The sequence below is a fragment of the uncultured Roseovarius sp. genome, assembly GCF_947259555.1.
Taxonomy (GTDB): Bacteria; Pseudomonadota; Alphaproteobacteria; order Rhodobacterales; family Rhodobacteraceae; genus Roseovarius.
The window spans coordinates 19141-36490 of the sequence record NZ_CAMYMD010000089.1; the positions used below are offsets into that span (position 1 = coordinate 19141).

Sequence of the window (17350 nt, forward strand, 5' to 3'; positions counted from 1 at the left end):
GCGATGAACGAGGCCCTGGGGCCTGGCCCCAGGGCGCGCGTTTTAACGACGGATCGGGATGAGAGTCACCCGATCAGGCCGTCGATCTTGCGGGCGAGCTTGACGTCCAGGGCACTGAGGCCGCCCACGTCATGCGTGGTGAGCGTGATCTCGACCTTGTTGTAGACATTGAACCATTCGGGATGATGGTCCCATTTCTCGGCCCAGATCGCGGCGCGGGTCATAAAGCCCATGGCCTCTACGAAATTGGCGAACTTGAATGTCTTGTGGATTGCGTCGCGACCCTCGGCCAAGGCCCAGCCGTTTTCGAGCAGGGGCTCAAGGGTGGTCTTGCGTGCGGTGTCACTCAGTTTTTCGGTCATTCGTGATCCTCCATCGCGGGTTTTCGGAATGGGCCATAGCCGGTGAGAATTTCGATATCCTCATCGACGGCAATGCGCTCGGCCTGCAGATACTGGGCGACGGCCTCGGCAAACCCCGCATCGCGCAACCAATGCAGCGAATGCGTGGGCACGGGCAGATAGCCACGCGCCAGCTTATGCTCTCCTTGTGCGCCAGCCTCTACCCTTTGCAGCCCATGATCAATGGCAAATTCGATGGCGCGGTAATAGCACAGCTCGAAATGCAGGCAGGGGTAGTCCTCGATGCAGCCCCAGTACCGGCCATAGAGGGCCGAGGCGCCAATCAGGTTCATCGCGCCTGCGATCGGCTGACCGTCGCGCATGGCGAGGAGCAGCAGAATATCGTCCCGCAAGCTCTCGTGTGCGCATTCGAAAAAGGCGCGTGTCAGGTAAGGCGTGCCCCATTTGCGCGCGCCGGTGTCCTGATAAAAGGTCCAAACGGCATCCCAGTGCTCGGGGCGGATATCATCGCCCGTCAGCGCCAGTATCTCGCCGCCGAAATCCTGCGCGCGGGCCCGTTCCTTGCGAATCGTCTTGCGTTTGCGGGACGACAGATCCGCGAGGAACCCGGCGAAATCCGGATAGCCACGATTGAGCCAGTGATATTGCTGGTTGCGGCGGCGCAGGAGGCCCATAGCCGACGCCGCGTCGGCTTCGGCTTCGGTGCAAAAGGTCAGGTGAAGCGAGGAAATGCCGTTGCGCTCGGCCACCTCGACCGCGCCTTGCACCAGCGCCGCGCGACCTGTCTCTTCGAAGCCTGGGCGGGTCAGGAAACGCCGCCCGGTTACGGGCGTGAACGGCACCGCCACCTGAAACTTGGGATAATACCGTCCGCCCGCGCGCTCATAGGCGTGGGCCCAGTTATGGTCGAAGATATATTCGCCCTGACTGTGCGCCTTGAGGTAAAGCGGCGCGCAGGCAATCACCTCGCCGCCGGCCTCTGCCGTCATGTAATGCGGGTGCCAGCCCGTTCCGGTGCCGACCGAGCGGCTGTCTTCGAGCGCCTTGAGGAAGCGATGTGTGGTAAATGGGTCCTCGGGGCGGCCGCCCTCCGCCGCCTCGGGGCAGGCGCAGGCATCCCAGACCTGAGCCGGAATGTCGGCGATCCGTTCGTGCAGGCTGAGTGTGATGTCGCTTTGGCTCATGTCAAAAGACCCCGGTCAATCCCTGGCTCTATCTGGGACATCCAGGCGCGGGATCAAGCCGGGATAGCGGGCCTGTAGCCCTCGAACGTGATATTGTGCGCGTGGACGCGGGCGCGCGCCTCGGCCTCTGGAGAGCGCACTGTCCAGCACAGGATGGCGGCACCATCGGCGCGCAGGTGTCTCAGTATCGGACGATCCAGATCCTTTATGTCGTGGCTGACAAAATCCGCGCCGGTTGCGCGGAAATCAGGGATGTCGCGCAGGCGGTTTCGCGTCTCTGGCCTGAGCAAGGGCCAATCGTCCGGCGTGTAGCCACAGGTCACCAGGCCACGCGGGATGTCTGGTGCCAGAATTGCCATCCGCGCCACCATGTGCGGATTGAACGACATCACTGCAACCGGCCCGGTATATTGAGTCAGCGCCTCTGCTGTCGCGTTTTCGAGAGCGCCGTCGGTGTTGCCCATCTGGCCGTGCTGATCCTTCAACTCGATGAGCAGGGGCACGCGGCCGTCGACGAGGGTGAGAACCTCGGACAGGTCCGGAATACCCTCTTTGCCACCAAGCAACGGCAGGTCCGCAAGCGCCGCCGCGTCGCGTTGCCGAACGGGGCCGGTGTCGCCTGTCAGGCGACCAAGGTCGTAGTCGTGAAAGACCATTGCCCGACCGTCCCGGCTGAGTTGCAGATCAATCTCGATGCCATACCCCCACGCAATCGCCGCCGTGATCCCGGCGCGCGAATTTTCGGGTCGCCCCCCGGTCACGTCGTGCAAGCCGCGATGCGCCAAGGGCACGCGGCGGAACGCCTCGGGCAGGGAGGTCATCGGATCTGGAAGACCCCGTCGATCTCGACCGCGACACCAAATGGCAGCGACGGGGCCGACACGGCGGCGCGCGCGTGTTTGCCCGCATCGCCCAATGCCTCGCCAATGAAATCCGAAGCACCGTTTATCACCGCCGGTTGCTGGGTGAAATCGGAGGTGGAGTTGACGAAACCAGTGAGTTTCACCACCCGCACCAGCCGATCAAGATCGCCGCCGCAGGCCGCCTTGACCTGCGCCAAGAGGGCAATCGCGCAGACCTTGGCCGCTTCGGCACCGGCGGGCACGTCCATGTTGTCGCCCAGCTTGCCGGTCAAGAGCGTGTCGCCGTCCTTGGCGATTTGACCCGATACAAACAGCATGTCGCCCGCCTGAACATAGGGGACGTAATTCGCCGCGGGGGCCGGGGCGTCGGGCAGGGTCACGCCCATCTCGGCAAGTTTGGTCTCGAATTGGCTCATATCCGTGTCTCCATTGGGTGTCTGTCGCGGCGACGCTAGCCGCAGAGCGCGAGGAATAAAATCCGAATTCCTGCTACCTGCGCGATTTGGGTCATTCGCGGAACGCCTTGGCCAGATAATCGGTGAATGGTTTGACCAGATAGGCGATCGGTGTACGGTCTGCGGTACGGATGAACGTCTCGACGGGCATCCCCGGAATGAGCGTGACATCCTCGGGTAGTCGCTTTTGTTCGCCCTCGCTCAGCACCACCTCGGCGCGGTAGTAGCTGGCGCCTGTGGCCTCGTCCTCGAAGGCGTCGGCAGAGACCTGCGTCACGCGCCCAAAGAGTTCGGGCGTCGTGCGTTGATCGAGCGCGGAAAACCGCAATGTGACCTCCTGCCCGACGAAGAGCTTGTCGACGTGGATGGTATCGACGCGGGCGTTGATGACGAGGGGGCGATCCTGCGGCACGATGAAGAGAACCTGATCGGCCGGACGGATCACCGCGCCAAGCGAAAATACCTGAAGATTGTAGACCACGCCCGACACCGGTGCGGTGATGTCCAGCCGGCTCATCTGCTCGATCAGCGCGCGGCGTTGCTCGCGCAGTTCGATCTCGCGGTATTGCAGGTCGCGCAGGGTGGTGATCGCCTCTTCGCGCCGGTCCGTCCCGAGCTTGAGAATGGTGATGTCGATCTCGGTGATGCGGCCCTGCGCCTCGGCTTTTTGCGCCGTCAGATCGCCCATCGATCCGCTCAGACGGGCCTGTTCACGTTGCAGGCTGAGCACTCGTGTGGCTTGTGCAAGGCCGCGGTCGAGCAGGGATTGCTGGTCAGCAAGTTCCTGTTCGATCAATTCAAGCTGCCGCGCCAGCGCGGTTTGCTGGGCTTCTATTCCCTCGATCTGGTTGGTGGTCTGGCCACGGCGCTTTTGCAACTGGTCAATTTCCGCCGCGACCGTTTCGCGCCGTGCCCGAAACAGCGATTCCTGCCCTGTCATGAGCTCGGCCGCATCGGTGTTGCGGTCCGCAAGTTCGATCAGGAGCGGGTCGAATTTGAGCGTGTCTGCCTTGTCGCGCTCTGCCTCAAGACGCGCGCGGCGCGCCATCAACTCGGCCAATTCGTTCTCGATGATCGACAATTGCGACTGCAATTCGGTGGGGTCGAGTCGCACGAGCACCTCGCCGACCTCGACCTTGTCGCTTTCCTTGACCTTGATGGCGGTCACGACGCCACCGTCGGGGTGCTGAACGACCTGACGGTTCTGATCGACCTCGATACGCCCCTGCGCGATAATCGCACCGGAAATCTGCGTGAAAACGGCCCAGGTCCCAAAACCGCCAACCAAGAGCAAAAGCCCGAGAACACCGATGATCATCGGCTTGCGGACTGACCACGCGCCACTGGTGGGAGATGTCATCGCACACCTCCCATGCCACCGGCGGCGGCCAGTTGTTGATGGTTTTGCAACACGTCTTTCATCACCTTTTCGCGTGGCCCGAAGGCGCGCATCGACCCGTGTTCGAGCATCAGTAGCAAATCGCAATCCTTGATCGCCGCCGGGCGGTGCGCCACCACGACCACCGCCTTGCCCGCGGCACGGAACGAGCGGATCGCGGCATTTACCGCCTCGCTGCCCTCATTGTCGAGGTTGGAGTTCGGCTCGTCCAGCACAAGGATCTCGGGGTCGCCGTACATGGCCCGTGCGAGCCCGATGCGCTGCATTTGCCCGCCCGAGAGGCGGCCCCCACTGGCCGTCACCTTGGTGTCGTAGCCGTTGGGCAGCTTGAGAATCATCTCATGGGCATCTGCCTTCTTGGCGGCCTCGACGATCTTGGCGGCATCCGGCTCTGCCGCGAGGCGCGAGATGTTCTCGGCAATCGTGCCATCGAAGAGCTGAACGCGCTGCGGCAGATAGCCAATGAGCTGACCGAGCACGGAAGGGGTATATTGGTCGAGCGCGGCACCGTCGAGGCGGATCTTGCCGCCCGCAGGCCGCCAGACCCCGGTGATCGCGCGTGCCAGTGTCGACTTGCCCGCGCCGGATGGGCCGATGACGCCCACGGCCTGCCCAGGTTCGAGTTTGAAGTTCAGTGTCTTGAGCACGGCCTGGCTCTCGCCCGGGGGCACGACGGTCAATTGCTGGATTTCCAGGCGCGCCTTGGGGCGGGGCAGGGGTGTGCGCGGCTGTTCCGGCGGCACCGTGCCCAAGAGTTCGGCGAGGCTGTCCCACCCCTTCATCGCGCGTTGGACCAACGGCCATTGGCCAATCGCCTGCTCGATGGGGGCCAGTGCGCGGCCCAGCAGGATGGAACCCGCGATCATCGCGCCCGGTGTCAGCTCGCCGCGCAGCACAAGGAGCGCCCCAAGCCCGAGCATTGCCGATTGCAACAACATCCGAAGCGCCTTGGCCGAGGTCGTGAAGCTGCCGCCGAGATCGGCCGATTCGATCTGTGTGGAGAGCGCGCGGCCGCGCACCTGTTGCCAGCGATCGAAGGCTGCGTCGCGCATGCCCATGGCCTGAATCATTTCCGACTCGTTGCGCAGCTGGTCGGAGATCTCTTCGGCCTGCACGCTGGCGCCGTTTGCCTGCCCAGTGGGTCGCCGGGTGAAAATCTGGTTGATGACCGTGATGAGGATCAGCATCGCCCCGCCTGTCAGCGCGAGGATTCCCAACCAAGGGTGGAAGATCCAGATCGCAGCTAGAAAAAACGGCGCCCATGGCATGTCAAAGATGGCGAGCAGGACCGGCGATGTCATCAGGCGCTGGATCGATTCGAGGTCGCGCAGCCCGGTGGCGGTGTTGGTGTCAGGCTGCACCGCGGCCTTGCGAATCACCGCATCGAAAACGCGCCTGTCCAGCCGCGCTTGGAATCGCGCGCCGACACGTCCCATGACCCGACCACGCGCATAGTCCAGAAGGCCCATCATCGAGTAGAGAAACAGGACCAGAACCGACAAGGCGATCAGCGTTTCAACCGAGCGGCTGCTCAGGACGCGGTCATAGACCTGAAGCATGTAAATCGGCCCGGTCAGCATCAGGAGGTTTACAAAGAAGCTGAAAACGCCCACGAACCAATACAGTCCACGGCTCTCGCGCCTCGCCATACGCAATTCTTCGCGTCCGGCCTCTAATCTTGCTTTATCCAATCGTAATTCCTGTCGTCATGTTTTATGTGTTAGACCAACGCCGAAACGCTCTGACCCTGCATAACAGCCAATGTCACCATTCTGCCACAGCATTGTGAAGACGAGGCGAAGGATGATGGGTTTGCCGGCATGATCGATTATGTAACCCTTTGCCATTCTTAGCCTGTGGATATTAGATTGTTGCTGCCAACCCACAAAAACTTTTGCAAGCCCGCCCTGCGTCTGATTGCCCTCACCGGTGTGATGCTGATTGCGGCCTGTGCGCGCCCGGACCCGTCGATGCCGACACAGGACGCCTTCGATCCCTACGAGGACCAGAATCGTAAAGTGCACGAGTTCAACCGGGGTTTTGACCGGGCGCTCATTCGACCGGCGGCCAAGGGCTACAGTTCGGCGATTCCCGATGATATCGAAACCTTGATCGTGAGGTTCTCGACCAATCTGTCGCTGCCGAGCGATATCGTGAACAGCGTGCTTCAGCTCAACATGCGCGGGGCCATCGAGGACACTGCCCGCCTCGTGGTCAATACCACGGTGGGGCTGGGCGGCCTCTTTGATCCGGCGAGCGAGATGGGCATGCCAGCCGGCACCAATGCCGATTTCGGCCAGACGTTGCATGCTTGGGGCGCGCGCGAGGGTGCATATGTGGAGCTGCCGGTCCTGGGTCCGTCCACGGAGCGCGATACCTGGGGCATTGCCGTCGATCTCTTCACCAATCCGCTGAGCTATCTGCTCGAGTCGCCAGAGAGCCTGATCGGCACCGGTGCGGGCGTGGCGGCGGGCCTGTCCAAGCGGGACAAGTTCAGCGAAACCATCGACACGATTCTATACGAGAGTGCCGATAGTTATGCGCAGTCACGTTCGATCTACCTGCAAAACCGCCGCTTTGAACTCGGCGGCACGTCCGGTAGTGTATATGATGATCCGTACGACACGAGTGCCGATCCTTATGACACCCCGGCCACATCCGCCACGTTGGAGGACCCCTATGATGAGTAACATGTTCCGCCGCCAGTTTCTGACTGCCGGGCTGGCCCTGACCGGGCTTGCCGCATTGCCGCGCCCTGCATTGGCGCTTGATGACCGGCGTGCAAAGGCGCTGGTGGACGAGGTTGTAAGCAATATCAATCGGGTCATCGCCTCGGGTAAACCGGTGTCCGGCATGATTGCGGATTTCGAACGTATTTTCAGTCGCTATGCCGATGTCAGCATCATTGCACGTTCGACGCTCGGCGCAGATGCCAATCGGATCTCGTCGGCACAGCTGCGTGCCTTCACCGAAGCGTTTCGCGGATATATCGCGCGGAAATACGGCAAGCGGTTCAACGAGTTCGTGGGGGGGCGGATCGAGGTCAATTCGGTCAAGCAGGTCAAGTCCTGGCACGAGGTCAAATCGACCGCCTATCTGCGCGGACAATCGCCGTTCGAGGTGAGCTTTCTGGTGTCGGACCGCTCGGGAAAGGATCTGTTTTTCGACATGATCATCGAGGGCATCAGCCTGCGTTTGAGCGAACGCACCGAGATTGGTGCGATGCTCGACCGCCGAAATGGCGATGTGAATGCGCTGATCGCGGATCTCAAGCGCGCGGGCTGATCTGTGGCACGGGGCGCGCGAGCGGCTTATGCCACGTCGTGATTTCATGACCTTGCCATCGTGCTGTCATCGCGCGGGGCAGAAAAATATCAAACATATCCGCGCATTGAGGCGATCCCAATATCGGTGTGACGGCTCAATTGCCGCCGAAAATGCCACGCAGGATGTTTTCGATCGGGTTGCCATTGTTGGTGGGGGTCCGACGCTGTGGCACCGGTTCTGCCTGAGCGGCCCGCGGTTTGGGGCGCAGCATCGGCAGGGGTTTGGGCTCCATCCCCTCGTGCACGCGGATCATGGTTTCCTGCCAGATTTCAGCCGGTAGCCCGCCGCCGGTCACGCCGGTGAGTGGGGTGTTGTCATCGTAGCCCATCCAGACGCCCGCCACATAATCGGCGGTAAATCCAAGAAACCAGGCATCTCGGGCGGCCTGCGTTGTCCCGGTCTTGCCCGCCGCCTCGCGGTTGGGCAGGCGTGCGCGACCGCCTGTGCCGCCATCAATCACGCGGCTCATCATATAGGTCAATTCGCGCGCGGCGTTTTCCTGGATCACGCGCTCTCCGATGCCGCCGCCAGTCCCCATCAAAGGGGTCGACTCGCCGAGAAGTTTCAACTCGACAAGGCCATAGGGCGTCACCGATGACCCGCCGTTGAGGATGCCTGCATAGGCCCCTGTCATCTCGATCAGGGTGCTTTCGGATGCGCCAAGCGCGAGGGCGGGGCCATCGGCCAGATCGCTCTCGATACCGAAATCGCTGGCGACCTTGCGCACAAGATCCCGCCCGACACTTTCGGAGATCTTGACCGCCGGAATGTTGAGCGATTGCGAAAGCGCCTGTGTCAGGGTCACGCGGCCCTTGTAGTCGCGGGTGTAGTTCTCGGGGCACCAGCGGCCTGAGCCGGGGATGTCGAGGCAATAGGGCTCGTCCACGACGGTGGCATCATGGGAATAGCCCAGTTCCAGCGCGGTGCCGTAGACAAAGGGCTTGAAGGCCGACCCGGTCTGGCGCTTGGCCTGTGTGGCCCGGTTGAACGCCCCGATCACCTTGGTCTTGCGACCGCCGACCATGCCGCGCACGGCACCGTCCGCAGACATCACCACGATGGCGGCCTGCGCCTTGGAACCGTCACGCACCTTTTCATCGAAAATATAGGCGAGTGCCTCTTCGGCGGCGCGTTGAATCCGCTGATCCAGCGTGGTGCGGATGATGACATCCTCGGTGGTGTCACGGGTAAAGAACTCGGGCCCCGAGGCCATGACCCAATCGGCAAAATATCCGCCCGCCTGCCGCGCGGCGGCCTCTGACAGTTCTGCCGGATTGGCCAGAGCGATGGCCGCTTCCTGATCGTTGAGATACTCTTGGCGCCGCATCAACCCGACCACCACGGAGGCGCGATTTTGCGATCTCTCTAGGTTGGCGGTCGGGGCGAGCGTGGAGGGCGCGGTCAGAAGGCCCGCGATCATCGCGCCTTCGGCCGGGTTGAGATTGGCGGCGGATTTTCCGAAATACCGCTGCGCGGCAGCCTCGGCCCCATACGCCCCGCCGCCCAGATAGGCCCGGTTGAGATAGACCGACAGGATCTGATTCTTGGTGTATTTCGCCTCCATCGCGAGGGCGTAGACGGCTTCCTTGACCTTGCGCCAGAGCGATGTGCGGCGGCAATCCGCGATATACTCTGCCTCGCTGTCCCATTGGGACTCGTCATAGGCCGTGCCGAAACACAGGAGTTTTGCGGCTTGTTGCGTGATCGTTGAGCCGCCGTTGCCAGAGAGTGGGCCGCGCCCCTCGCGCAGGTTAATTCGGATCGCGCTCGCGATGCCGATCGGGTCTACGCCGGGGTGCATGTAATAGCGCCGGTCCTCAGTTGCGATCACCGCGTTCTTGAGGTGCGGGCTGACGGTTTCGGCGGTGACGACGCCGCCGAATTGATCGCCGCGCCAGGCAAAGACCTCGCCGGCGCTGTCGATGAGTGTCACCGACCCCTTGGCGCGCCCGTCCAGCAGGGTCTGGTAATCGGGCAGGGTGGTGTAGGTATAGCCCACGGCGATGCCCACGATAAGCATCACGACCGCGGTGATGCGCCAGCCGATACCCCAGAGCAGCCGCATCACCCAACGCAGGATCGCGCCGACAAAGCGCACGACAGGGTTGCGCGAGCGGCTGCGTCGCGTTGGCCGTCTGCCAGCCTTTGCCTTGGGTTTGCCCTTTGGTTTGCGCGTAGATTTGGCCGGAGCCTTGCGCGTGCGCTTCGGGGCCACCAGAGGTGGTTTCTTTCGTCCTGTATTGCTCATGCTCGCCCTGCCCGGACTTGTGCCTTTGACGCAGTGTATAACGCTCGATTGCAAAAGTAGAGACCCGGCAGACACACATATGGGTTTCAAAAATGCACAAAAATTAATCAATAAAATTAATCAGCCCAAAAATAATGCAATACCGGTGGGTCAAATCTTCGAAATCCGGTCCGCACCCTTCCAGACTCTGCGCTCAGAGACTTTTCTGCGGGTGCAAACAACGCGCTGAGACACCGTAACCGAAAGGGGCAGACGTGAAACTCATCATTGCAACGATAAAGCCGTTCAAGCTGGAGGAGGTCCGCGAGGCGCTGACCGAAATCGGCGTGCGCGGCATGATGGTTACCGAGATCAAGGGCTTCGGCTCTCAATCCGGCCATACCGAAATCTATCGCGGGGCCGAGTACGCCGTGAATTTCGTGCCGAAAGTCAAACTCGAAGTCGCGGTCTCGGCCGGTATGGCCGATCAGGTGATCGACACCATCACCAAGACCGCCCGCACGGGCAAGATCGGTGACGGCAAGATCTTCGTGCTCGACATCCAGCAGGCCGTGCGTGTGCGCACCGGCGAAACCAATGACGACGCGCTTTGATCGCGCAGGGGAAAGGACGGACAAAATGAATTCCATGCTGAAATATTGGCTGGCCGCACCGCTTATTGCGCTGCCGCAGCTGGCACTCGCGCAGGACGCGGCGCCGGGCTTTGACGAGGTCGGCCCGTACATCATGACAACTCTGCTGTTCTGCATGGCCGGGTTTCTTGTCTTTTTCATGGCTGCCGGCTTTGCCATGCTCGAAGGCGGGCTTGTGCGGTCCAAGAACGTCACCATGCAGATGACGAAGAACATCGCGCTCTATTCCTTTGCCGCGATCATGTATTGGCTGATCGGTTTCAACCTGATGTATCCCGGTGATGGATGGATGGTTGCCGGTTGGGTTGGTCCATTCTTTTCGACGACCGTGCTCGACCCGGTTGGGGTGGCGGCTGCTGACGCGGCGCTTGACTACGCGTCAATCGGCTCGGACTTCTTCTTCCAGTTGGTGTTTGTCGCCGCGACAGCCTCGATCGTGTCGGGTGCTCTGGCCGAGCGGATCAAGCTGTGGCCGTTCCTGGTCTTCGTGATCGTGCTGACCGGTGTGCTCTACCCGATTTCGGGGTCCTGGCAGTGGGGCGGCGGCTGGTTGTCCGAGGCGGGCTTCTCCGACTTTGCCGGCTCGACTGTCGTGCACTCCGTCGGCGGCTGGGCCGCGCTGGCCGGTGCCATCGTGCTGGGCCCGCGTATCGGCAAATACAGCAAGGACGGCAAGGTCATCCCGATCCCGGGCTCGAACCTCGCGCTTGCCACTCTCGGGACGTTCATCCTGTGGCTGGGTTGGTTCGGCTTCAACGGTGGTTCGCAGCTGGCCATGGGCACGGTGGGGGATGTCTCTGACGTGAGCCGTATCTTTGCCAACACCAACATGGCCGCAGCCGCAGGTGCCGTCACCGCGCTCATCCTGACGCAGGCGATGTACAAAAAGCCTGACCTCACGATGGTCCTCAACGGTGCCCTGGCTGGCCTCGTGTCGATCACCGCCGAACCGCTGGCGCCCACGCTCTTTGGTGCGCTCTGGATCGGTGCCGTCGGTGGTGTGATCGTGGTCTTTGCCGTTCCGCTGCTGGACAAGTTCAAGATCGACGATGTGGTCGGCGCGATCCCGGTGCACCTGTTCGCGGGTATTTGGGGCACGCTCGCCGTGATCTTCTACGGTGATGCGAGCATCGGCACGCAGCTCACGGGCATTATCGCCTATGGCGTGTTCACCTTCGTGGCCAGCCTCGTGCTCTGGTTCATCATCAAGGCGGTCATGGGCTTGCGGGTCGACGAAGAGACCGAGATCAACGGGCTCGACATGGCGGAAATGGGGATGGAGGCCTATCCCGAGTTTTCCAAGGGCTGAGACCCGGCCTGATCAGGAACAATGGCCCGGGCGTGCGCGCCCGGGCTTTTTCTTGGAGAACATAAAAATGCCCGCCGGTTCCGGCGGGCATTCTTCGTGTTGTAGCGGCGTATCGGGTTTATTCTGCGCAGTCGCGCAGGGCGGCGGCGTCGGGCCCGTTGGGCGTGCGCCCGAGGTTGAACGGAGCCGAGGCATCGCGCCATTGTGCGTAGTCGTTGAGATACTCGACCATGCTCAGATATACCTTGGCCGAGTTGGGGTTTTCGCAGGCGGTCTCGACGATCACCTCGTTGGCCATCTCTTGCACCTTGGCCAGCGTCTCGTCGTCATAGCGGTTGATCTCGACCGCCTCGTCGAACTTGGCATAGGCCTCGGTCGCGCGCTTTTCGGTGAAGGCGAGCGACCACAGTAGCGTTGCGTCTGCGGCGATCTGCAGTTTCTCCTGCGTCTCGGCGCTGAGCGCGTCCCATGCGGATTTGTTGATCATCACGCCAAAGACCGAGGCGGACTGGTGCCAGCCCGGCGTCGCCCAATACTCGGTGACCTGCTGAAAGCCGCCCGACCAGTCGACATTGGGGGTCGAGAACTCGGCCCCGTCGATCACGCCACGCTCCAGCGACTGGTAGATTTCGCCACCCGCCATGGAGACCTGATTGCCACCCAGACGTTCCAGGAGCTTGCCCTGCTCCAGCCCCGAGAGGCGCAGGCGCTTGCCTTGCAGGTCTTCGAGATTGCGGATCGGCTCGTTGGTGCGGAAGCCTGATTCGTTGTTGGTCACGCCGTAGGGCAGGTAGACCATGCCGTAATTGCCGTAGATCTCGTTATAGAGGTCGGCACCGCCCCATTGCTGGATCCAGTTCACGTAATCGACGGCGTTGAACAGGCTTGGCGTGGTGGCCAGCGGCGAGAAGGCCGCGTCGCGCCCGGCCCAGTAGCCCGGCCAGTCGGCCCCCGCCTGGATGGTGCCCGATTCGACCGCGCCAAAGACTTCGCCCGAGGGCACCAGCGAGCCGCCGTCGAAGAATTCGATGGTCAACTCACCTTGGGTCAGCTTGTTGGCCAGATCGACAAAGTGCTTGTCGGTCTCGATCAGTTCAAGCGAGGACGGCCAGGTTGTGGTCATCGTCCAGTTCTCTTGCGCGGTGGCCTGCCCGGCCAGCGCGGTCGCGGTCCCGGCCGCGAGTACGAATGCCTTGATGGTCATGGTATCTCCCTTCTCCATGGTTGGTGGTTACTTGGTGTAGAGGACATCCGGCAGCCAGGTGACCAGCGCCGGAAAGGCCGCGACGAGTACACACATCGCGACAATCAGCGCGATGAACGGCAGCACGCCGCGGATGATTGAGCCGGTGCGCAGATCCTTGGGCGCGATGGCCCGCAGATAAAACAGCGCATAGCCGAAGGGCGGTGTCAGGAACGAGGTTTGCAGCACGACCGCCATCAGCACGACGAACCACAAGAGGTTCACGTCGGGCATTTCCTGAATGATCGGCAGGAAGATCGGGAAGGACAGCAGCACGATCCCGGTCCAGTCCAGAAACGCGCCCAGGATGAACACGATCGCCATCATCATGGTGATCAGCATCCACGGCTCCATGTCGAGCGTGCGGATCAGTTCTTGCGTGGCGCGCAGGCCACCGGTGATGTTGAACACGCCCGTGAATGCGGTGGCCCCCACCACGATGAACAGGATCATCGCCGAGGTGCGCCCGGTCTCGAGCATCGCGCCATAGAAGGTGCCCATCTGAAACCGCCCGCGCGCGATCACGATCAGGAGGGCGAGTGCGGCACCTATCGCCGATGCCTCGGTCGCGGTGGCGATGCCCGCCAGCAGCGAGCCGAGAATGCCGAAGATCAGCACCAGCGGTGGCAGCGCCTCGACCGCCAGCATCCGCATCAGGGTGGCGCGCTCGACCTTTTCATCCGGCTCCACCGCCGGGGCGAGGTCGGGGCGCAGCACCGAGATGATGTACACGTAGACCGCATAGCTGAGACCCAAGAGCACGCCGGGGATCATCGAGCCCGCGAACAATTCGCCCACCGAGAGCGGCGAATAGCTGGCCATCAGGATCAGCATGATCGAGGGCGGAATGAGGATGCCGAGACAGCCCGACGCCGCGATCACCCCGGCTGTGAGCGACGGCGCGTAGCCGTATTGCAGCATCGGGCGGAGGGCCATCACGCCCATCACCGTGATCGACGCGCCGATGATGCCCGTGGTCGCCGCCAGCAGGATCGAGATGAACACCACCGCGAGCGCAAGGCCGCCGCGCACCTGACTGAGCATCAGGCGCAGGGTCTCGAACATTCGGTCGGTTACGCCCGAATCCGATAGAAATCGGGCCATCAGGACAAAGAGCGGAATGGCGATCAGAGTGTAATTGTCGAGCACATCGCCAAAGATGCGGTTGATCACGATGCCCAGAACCATCGGCTTGCCCGCGATGATCGCGGTCAGCACGGCGGTGCCTCCCAGAACGAAGGCCAGCGGATGCCCGAGAAAGAGGCCCAGCAAAAGCAGGCCGAACATCAGGACGGCAATCAGTTCGGGGTTCATTCAGAGGCCTCCTGCCGGTCGAAGACGATTTTCAGCACTTCTGCGAGCCCCTGTAGCAGCAACAGCCCCGCGGCGACGCACATCGCCATCTTGAGCGGATAGACCGGCATCTGAATGGCTCCATAGGTGACTTCACCCTGCGCCCAGGAGCGCGAGGCAAAATCCCAGGAGCGGGTGAGAAATACCCAGGCGAAGGGGAAGAAGAAGATCGCGTAGCCCAAGAGATCCGCGATCCGCTGTCCGCCGCGCCCCAACTTTTCGGTCAGGATATCGACGCGGACATGCGCGCCGTGACGCAGGGCATAGCCACCCAACAGCACGAAGTAGAAGCCGAAGAGTTGCTTCGAGACGTCGAAGGCCCACCGCGTCGGCTCGCTGAACACGTAGCGCAGGACAACGTCGTAGATGATGATCGCGGCGAAAATGATGGCAAGGACCGATATCACTCGTCCGACCACTTCGTTCAGGCCGTTGATCGCACGGATTATCATGCCGGCTCCTCCCCCCAAAGGCTGGATAGTTGGCGCGCTGCACGGTCATGCCGCGCGCCTCCATCCCCGATGAGCGCAACCTAGTCGTGTTTGGCACAAGACTTCAAGCGCATCGCCTAAAGATTTCACATTACTGATATAATTGAATAATCTGAGTCAAAGGGCTTCGATTGGATCGCTCTTGGTGAAACGCACGCCTGCGAATGATCGCGAAGGGAATCGCCCTCGGTTGCAGCCCGGTCTGCTGCCGGCCGCTATCGTCACAAGCGTTTTCAAACCTGACAGGAGGCCGTGTTTCAACGAAAGGACTCGAGCATGGGTCGCAGTGCGACGCGTGCCTTCAACCGGGTCGCCAAGAGATAGATACCTCCGATTTTGCGATGCAAGAACAGGGTTTCCGGCGGCGGAACGTGGTTAAGTTCGCGGTCGGACCCCATGGCGAGCCCCATATCGCGCAGCCGCTCCACGAGATCCGATGTGCCGAAATCGAAAGGTGCGGTCTGACGCAGCGGGGCCATGGCCGTCTCGAAGAGGCGCTGGATCAGCTCTTGATGCCTCGGGGCGGTGGTGGTGCTGAAGTAGCCGATCTTGAGCATTGCCGCGCGTGTCTGTTCAGGGTCTTCATCGAGCGCTGCGTTGAGCAGGGCGCGGAAATCCTCTGCCAAGGCCGGTCTGATGGCCATTGCGGCCCCGAAATCAAGCAGCGCAATGCGGCCCGTCGCCGGATCGTAGCGATAGTTGGCAAGATTGGGATCGGTCTGCATGAGATTGAACGTGAAGAGCTCGCGTAGAACCAACTCGATGAGGTGCTTTGCGACGTGATCTCGCAGCTCCTGCGGAGCGTCGCACAGGGCGTCGAGTGGTTGGCTTTCGACATAGGACATGGCCAGCACGTCTGCTGTGCTCAGCTCCGGAACGAGCCTGGGCAGGCAAAACACATCTGAGGCCTGCAGCAATTCGTTGAAATGCTGCAAGTGCCGCGCTTCGGCGTGATAATCGGCCTCGTTCTGCAGTTGTTGCTTTGCATCCCTCAGCAGTGGCGTGAGGTCCATGTCGCGAGGGATCAGCCCCGGAACCCGCAGTAGGGTGGCGACATTGTCGATATCGCTGTCGATGCTGTTGCGTATACCGGGATATTGCACCTTGATCGCAAGATCGCGCCCGTCATGGGTCTTGGCGCGGTGAACCTGCCCGATCGAGGCGGCAGCGAACGGGCGCAGATCGAAGCGGGCGAAGCGCGAGTACCAGCCTTCACCCCAAGCGGCATTGAGCACAGATTGCAGCTGCTTGGGTGGCATGTGCGGCGCATCTGCGCGCAGGGTTGCCATGACCGTGGTCATCTCGGGGGGCAGAATATGGCCGGTTTCCATCGAGAGAATCTGCCCGAGCTTCATCGCGGCGCCCCGCATGTGACCAAGGTCGCGGGTGACGCGTCGCGCCGTTTCGGGGGTGAGCAGGAGCCCCGGCAGGCGGGGGCGCTCTCCGCGCGCCATTTGCCGGGCCCCCTGCGCGAGCATGTCCCCGAAGATACCGGAAGTCATATCGCCAAAGCGAAGCATCCGGCCCAACCGGCCCTCTGGCACCGGATGGCTTTGTTGTGGGCGGTCCCTGTGCGACATTCGACACCTCTTTCGCCGGGTACTGCCGCTAAGATGGAGCAGGCGCACAGCATTGCCAGCATTGAGATGAAAGGCGCGCAGGCGCGGTAGCAGAGTGATTTGACCGCGTCGCTCTCGTCTCAGATCAACGCGCGCCGGGTTTCTTGCAGATCGAGCGCATGTGCATTTTCACTGTCACTTCGCTGGCGTCCATGTCGCGGGCGATTTTCTTGTTGGTCAGCCCGTCCGCCGCGAGACGTAGCAGGATCAGTTCCTTTTCTGACAGATCCGCGCCGTCGCCAGCGGATTTCTCGCCGCTGCCCCGCGCCGCGCCCGTGGGCACGAAGACCTGCCCCGACATGATCAGTTGAATCCCGCTGTTGAATTATTGCAGCGGCATGGTTTTGGGGATGAGGCCGCGACAGCCCTGCTCATTCGCGACGCAGCATCCGGGCGATTGGGCGGCGGGCTGCTCCGGTCCGGCAGGCGAGCGCGCAAGGCATTGGGATCGAGGCTTGGACCAGGGGGGCGAGTGCGGCCTCGCCCAGCGACTGCAGGCCCACGCCCAGAAAGCAGAGCGTCGAGATCATTTCGCCGGTGGAGGTGCGTCTGCGTGGCATGTCAGGTCCTGTCGCTTGGGCGGCCGAGTTCGTGGAGCCGCAGGTTGCCGGGCAGATCCACTTGGGGTTCGGGCCGCCCTTGTTCGAGGCGCCAGACATGCGCGAGGATCACCGCGACCGCCTTAGAGAACGTTTCGGGGATCTCGCGCCCGATGGCGCCAGTGAAGTAGAGTGCGCGCCAAGGGGGGCACTTGCAGCGTCATCACCCCGGCGCGGCGTCCCGGGCGCGGCAAAGAGCGGGGCCGAGATCACGGAGGCCCCGATGCGCAGCATGGCGCGGATCATCGGTCCGCCTCCGGTGTGGC

General features: G+C 62.1%; 18 protein-coding genes. 5 read left to right on the forward strand and 13 right to left on the reverse strand.

Annotation, left to right across the window (positions count from 1 at the left end):
* Positions 1 to 65: 65 nt before the first annotated feature.
* The 6 genes from Q0X85_RS15045 to Q0X85_RS15070 all read right to left on the reverse strand — a co-directional run bounded on the left by Q0X85_RS15045 (position 66) and on the right by Q0X85_RS15070 (position 5912).
* Positions 66 to 362, reverse strand: coding sequence for a 4a-hydroxytetrahydrobiopterin dehydratase (locus Q0X85_RS15045; RefSeq protein ID WP_297773238.1), 297 nt, complete (start codon positions 360 to 362; stop codon positions 66 to 68).
* Positions 359 to 1546, reverse strand: coding sequence for a GNAT family N-acetyltransferase (locus Q0X85_RS15050; RefSeq protein ID WP_297773241.1), 1188 nt, complete (start codon positions 1544 to 1546; stop codon positions 359 to 361). Before Q0X85_RS15050 ends, Q0X85_RS15045 begins: the two co-directional genes overlap by 4 nt.
* A 53-nt stretch (positions 1547 to 1599) precedes the next feature.
* Positions 1600 to 2367, reverse strand: coding sequence for a glycerophosphodiester phosphodiesterase family protein (locus tag Q0X85_RS15055; RefSeq protein ID WP_297773244.1), 768 nt, complete (start codon positions 2365 to 2367; stop codon positions 1600 to 1602).
* On the reverse strand, positions 2364 to 2825 hold the full coding sequence (locus Q0X85_RS15060; RefSeq protein ID WP_297773246.1) for a RidA family protein: 462 nt from the start codon (positions 2823 to 2825) through the stop codon (positions 2364 to 2366). The genes Q0X85_RS15055 and Q0X85_RS15060 overlap by 4 nt, the downstream gene beginning before the upstream one ends.
* 91 nt (positions 2826 to 2916) lie before the next feature.
* Positions 2917 to 4224 carry an HlyD family type I secretion periplasmic adaptor subunit gene (locus Q0X85_RS15065; protein WP_297773247.1) on the reverse strand — a complete coding sequence of 436 codons (1308 nt, stop codon included), beginning with the start codon at positions 4222 to 4224 and terminating at the stop codon, positions 2917 to 2919.
* Positions 4221 to 5912, reverse strand: a complete 1692-nt coding sequence (locus Q0X85_RS15070; RefSeq protein ID WP_297773305.1) for a type I secretion system permease/ATPase — start codon at positions 5910 to 5912, stop codon at positions 4221 to 4223. Before Q0X85_RS15070 ends, Q0X85_RS15065 begins: the two co-directional genes overlap by 4 nt.
* A gap of 219 nt (positions 5913 to 6131) precedes the next feature.
* On the opposite strand from Q0X85_RS15070, the gene Q0X85_RS15075 reads away from it, so the two are divergent.
* Together Q0X85_RS15075 and Q0X85_RS15080 are read left to right on the forward strand one after the other, a co-directional pair.
* Complete coding sequence (locus Q0X85_RS15075; protein ID WP_297773249.1) at positions 6132 to 6953, forward strand: VacJ family lipoprotein; 822 nt, start codon at positions 6132 to 6134, stop codon at positions 6951 to 6953.
* A complete protein-coding gene (locus Q0X85_RS15080; protein WP_297773251.1) occupies positions 6943 to 7548 on the forward strand; it encodes an ABC transporter substrate-binding protein in 606 nt (201 codons plus the stop codon). The genes Q0X85_RS15075 and Q0X85_RS15080 overlap by 11 nt, the downstream gene beginning before the upstream one ends.
* Positions 7549 to 7684: 136 nt before the next feature.
* Here Q0X85_RS15080 and Q0X85_RS15085 read toward each other — a convergent pair whose 3' ends face one another.
* Positions 7685 to 9610 carry a transglycosylase domain-containing protein gene (locus Q0X85_RS15085; protein WP_297773308.1) on the reverse strand — a complete coding sequence of 642 codons (1926 nt, stop codon included), beginning with the start codon at positions 9608 to 9610 and terminating at the stop codon, positions 7685 to 7687.
* 85 nt (positions 9611 to 9695) lie between these two features.
* Between Q0X85_RS15085 and Q0X85_RS15090 the strand changes: the two genes are divergently transcribed.
* From Q0X85_RS15090 to Q0X85_RS15100, 3 genes are read left to right on the forward strand one after another with little or no spacing between them, the layout of a single operon-like run.
* Positions 9696 to 10067: a hypothetical protein gene (locus Q0X85_RS15090; RefSeq protein ID WP_297773252.1), complete on the forward strand. Its 372-nt coding sequence runs from the start codon at positions 9696 to 9698 to the stop codon at positions 10065 to 10067.
* Positions 10068 to 10092: 25 nt separating this feature from the next.
* A complete protein-coding gene (locus Q0X85_RS15095) occupies positions 10093 to 10431 on the forward strand; it encodes a P-II family nitrogen regulator (RefSeq protein ID WP_297773253.1) in 339 nt (112 codons plus the stop codon).
* Positions 10432 to 10456: 25 nt separating this feature from the next.
* The gene (locus Q0X85_RS15100; protein WP_297773254.1) at positions 10457 to 11779 is read left to right on the forward strand and encodes an ammonium transporter; all 1323 of its coding nucleotides are present in this window, start codon (positions 10457 to 10459) and stop codon (positions 11777 to 11779) included.
* A 118-nt stretch (positions 11780 to 11897) separates the two neighbouring features.
* Here Q0X85_RS15100 and dctP read toward each other — a convergent pair whose 3' ends face one another.
* The 6 genes from dctP to Q0X85_RS15130 form a co-directional block, all read right to left on the reverse strand.
* Positions 11898 to 12983 (reverse strand): TRAP transporter substrate-binding protein DctP, encoded by a 1086-nt coding sequence (gene dctP, locus Q0X85_RS15105; RefSeq protein ID WP_297773256.1) that lies wholly within the window; start codon positions 12981 to 12983, stop codon positions 11898 to 11900.
* Positions 12984 to 13010: 27 nt separating this feature from the next.
* Positions 13011 to 14336 (reverse strand): TRAP transporter large permease subunit, encoded by a 1326-nt coding sequence (locus Q0X85_RS15110; protein ID WP_297773257.1) that lies wholly within the window; start codon positions 14334 to 14336, stop codon positions 13011 to 13013.
* The gene (locus Q0X85_RS15115; protein ID WP_297773258.1) at positions 14333 to 14827 is read right to left on the reverse strand and encodes a TRAP transporter small permease subunit; all 495 of its coding nucleotides are present in this window, start codon (positions 14825 to 14827) and stop codon (positions 14333 to 14335) included. The genes Q0X85_RS15110 and Q0X85_RS15115 overlap by 4 nt, the downstream gene beginning before the upstream one ends.
* Before the next feature lie 296 nt (positions 14828 to 15123).
* Positions 15124 to 16446 (reverse strand): AarF/ABC1/UbiB kinase family protein, encoded by a 1323-nt coding sequence (locus Q0X85_RS15120; protein ID WP_297773259.1) that lies wholly within the window; start codon positions 16444 to 16446, stop codon positions 15124 to 15126.
* Between the two features lie 124 nt (positions 16447 to 16570).
* The gene (locus Q0X85_RS15125; RefSeq protein WP_297773260.1) at positions 16571 to 16786 is read right to left on the reverse strand and encodes a LuxR C-terminal-related transcriptional regulator; all 216 of its coding nucleotides are present in this window, start codon (positions 16784 to 16786) and stop codon (positions 16571 to 16573) included.
* Positions 16787 to 16856: 70 nt separating this feature from the next.
* The gene (locus tag Q0X85_RS15130; RefSeq protein ID WP_297773261.1) at positions 16857 to 17045 is read right to left on the reverse strand and encodes a hypothetical protein; all 189 of its coding nucleotides are present in this window, start codon (positions 17043 to 17045) and stop codon (positions 16857 to 16859) included.
* Positions 17046 to 17350: the final 305 nt, after the last annotated feature.

What these genes read in the sequence shown, in the direction of transcription:
- Q0X85_RS15065 (WP_297773247.1), bottom strand. Translation starts at nt 4,224, where the DNA reads ATGACATCTCCCACCAGTGGCGCGTGGTCAGTCCGCAAGCCGATGATC.
- Q0X85_RS15100 (WP_297773254.1), top strand. Translation starts at nt 10,457, where the DNA reads ATGAATTCCATGCTGAAATATTGGCTGGCCGCACCGCTTATTGCGCTG.
- dctP (WP_297773256.1), bottom strand. Translation starts at nt 12,983, where the DNA reads ATGACCATCAAGGCATTCGTACTCGCGGCCGGGACCGCGACCGCGCTG.
- Q0X85_RS15120 (WP_297773259.1), bottom strand. Translation starts at nt 16,446, where the DNA reads ATGTCGCACAGGGACCGCCCACAACAAAGCCATCCGGTGCCAGAGGGC.
- Q0X85_RS15070 (WP_297773305.1), bottom strand. Translation starts at nt 5,912, where the DNA reads ATGGCGAGGCGCGAGAGCCGTGGACTGTATTGGTTCGTGGGCGTTTTC.
- Q0X85_RS15125 (WP_297773260.1), bottom strand. Translation starts at nt 16,786, where the DNA reads ATGTCGGGGCAGGTCTTCGTGCCCACGGGCGCGGCGCGGGGCAGCGGC.
- Q0X85_RS15055 (WP_297773244.1), bottom strand. Translation starts at nt 2,367, where the DNA reads ATGACCTCCCTGCCCGAGGCGTTCCGCCGCGTGCCCTTGGCGCATCGC.
- Q0X85_RS15130 (WP_297773261.1), bottom strand. Translation starts at nt 17,045, where the DNA reads ATGCCACGCAGACGCACCTCCACCGGCGAAATGATCTCGACGCTCTGC.
- Q0X85_RS15060 (WP_297773246.1), bottom strand. Translation starts at nt 2,825, where the DNA reads ATGAGCCAATTCGAGACCAAACTTGCCGAGATGGGCGTGACCCTGCCC.
- Q0X85_RS15085 (WP_297773308.1), bottom strand. Translation starts at nt 9,610, where the DNA reads ATGCTTATCGTGGGCATCGCCGTGGGCTATACCTACACCACCCTGCCC.
- Q0X85_RS15110 (WP_297773257.1), bottom strand. Translation starts at nt 14,336, where the DNA reads ATGAACCCCGAACTGATTGCCGTCCTGATGTTCGGCCTGCTTTTGCTG.
- Q0X85_RS15115 (WP_297773258.1), bottom strand. Translation starts at nt 14,827, where the DNA reads ATGATAATCCGTGCGATCAACGGCCTGAACGAAGTGGTCGGACGAGTG.
- Q0X85_RS15045 (WP_297773238.1), bottom strand. Translation starts at nt 362, where the DNA reads ATGACCGAAAAACTGAGTGACACCGCACGCAAGACCACCCTTGAGCCC.
- Q0X85_RS15080 (WP_297773251.1), top strand. Translation starts at nt 6,943, where the DNA reads ATGATGAGTAACATGTTCCGCCGCCAGTTTCTGACTGCCGGGCTGGCC.
- Q0X85_RS15050 (WP_297773241.1), bottom strand. Translation starts at nt 1,546, where the DNA reads ATGAGCCAAAGCGACATCACACTCAGCCTGCACGAACGGATCGCCGAC.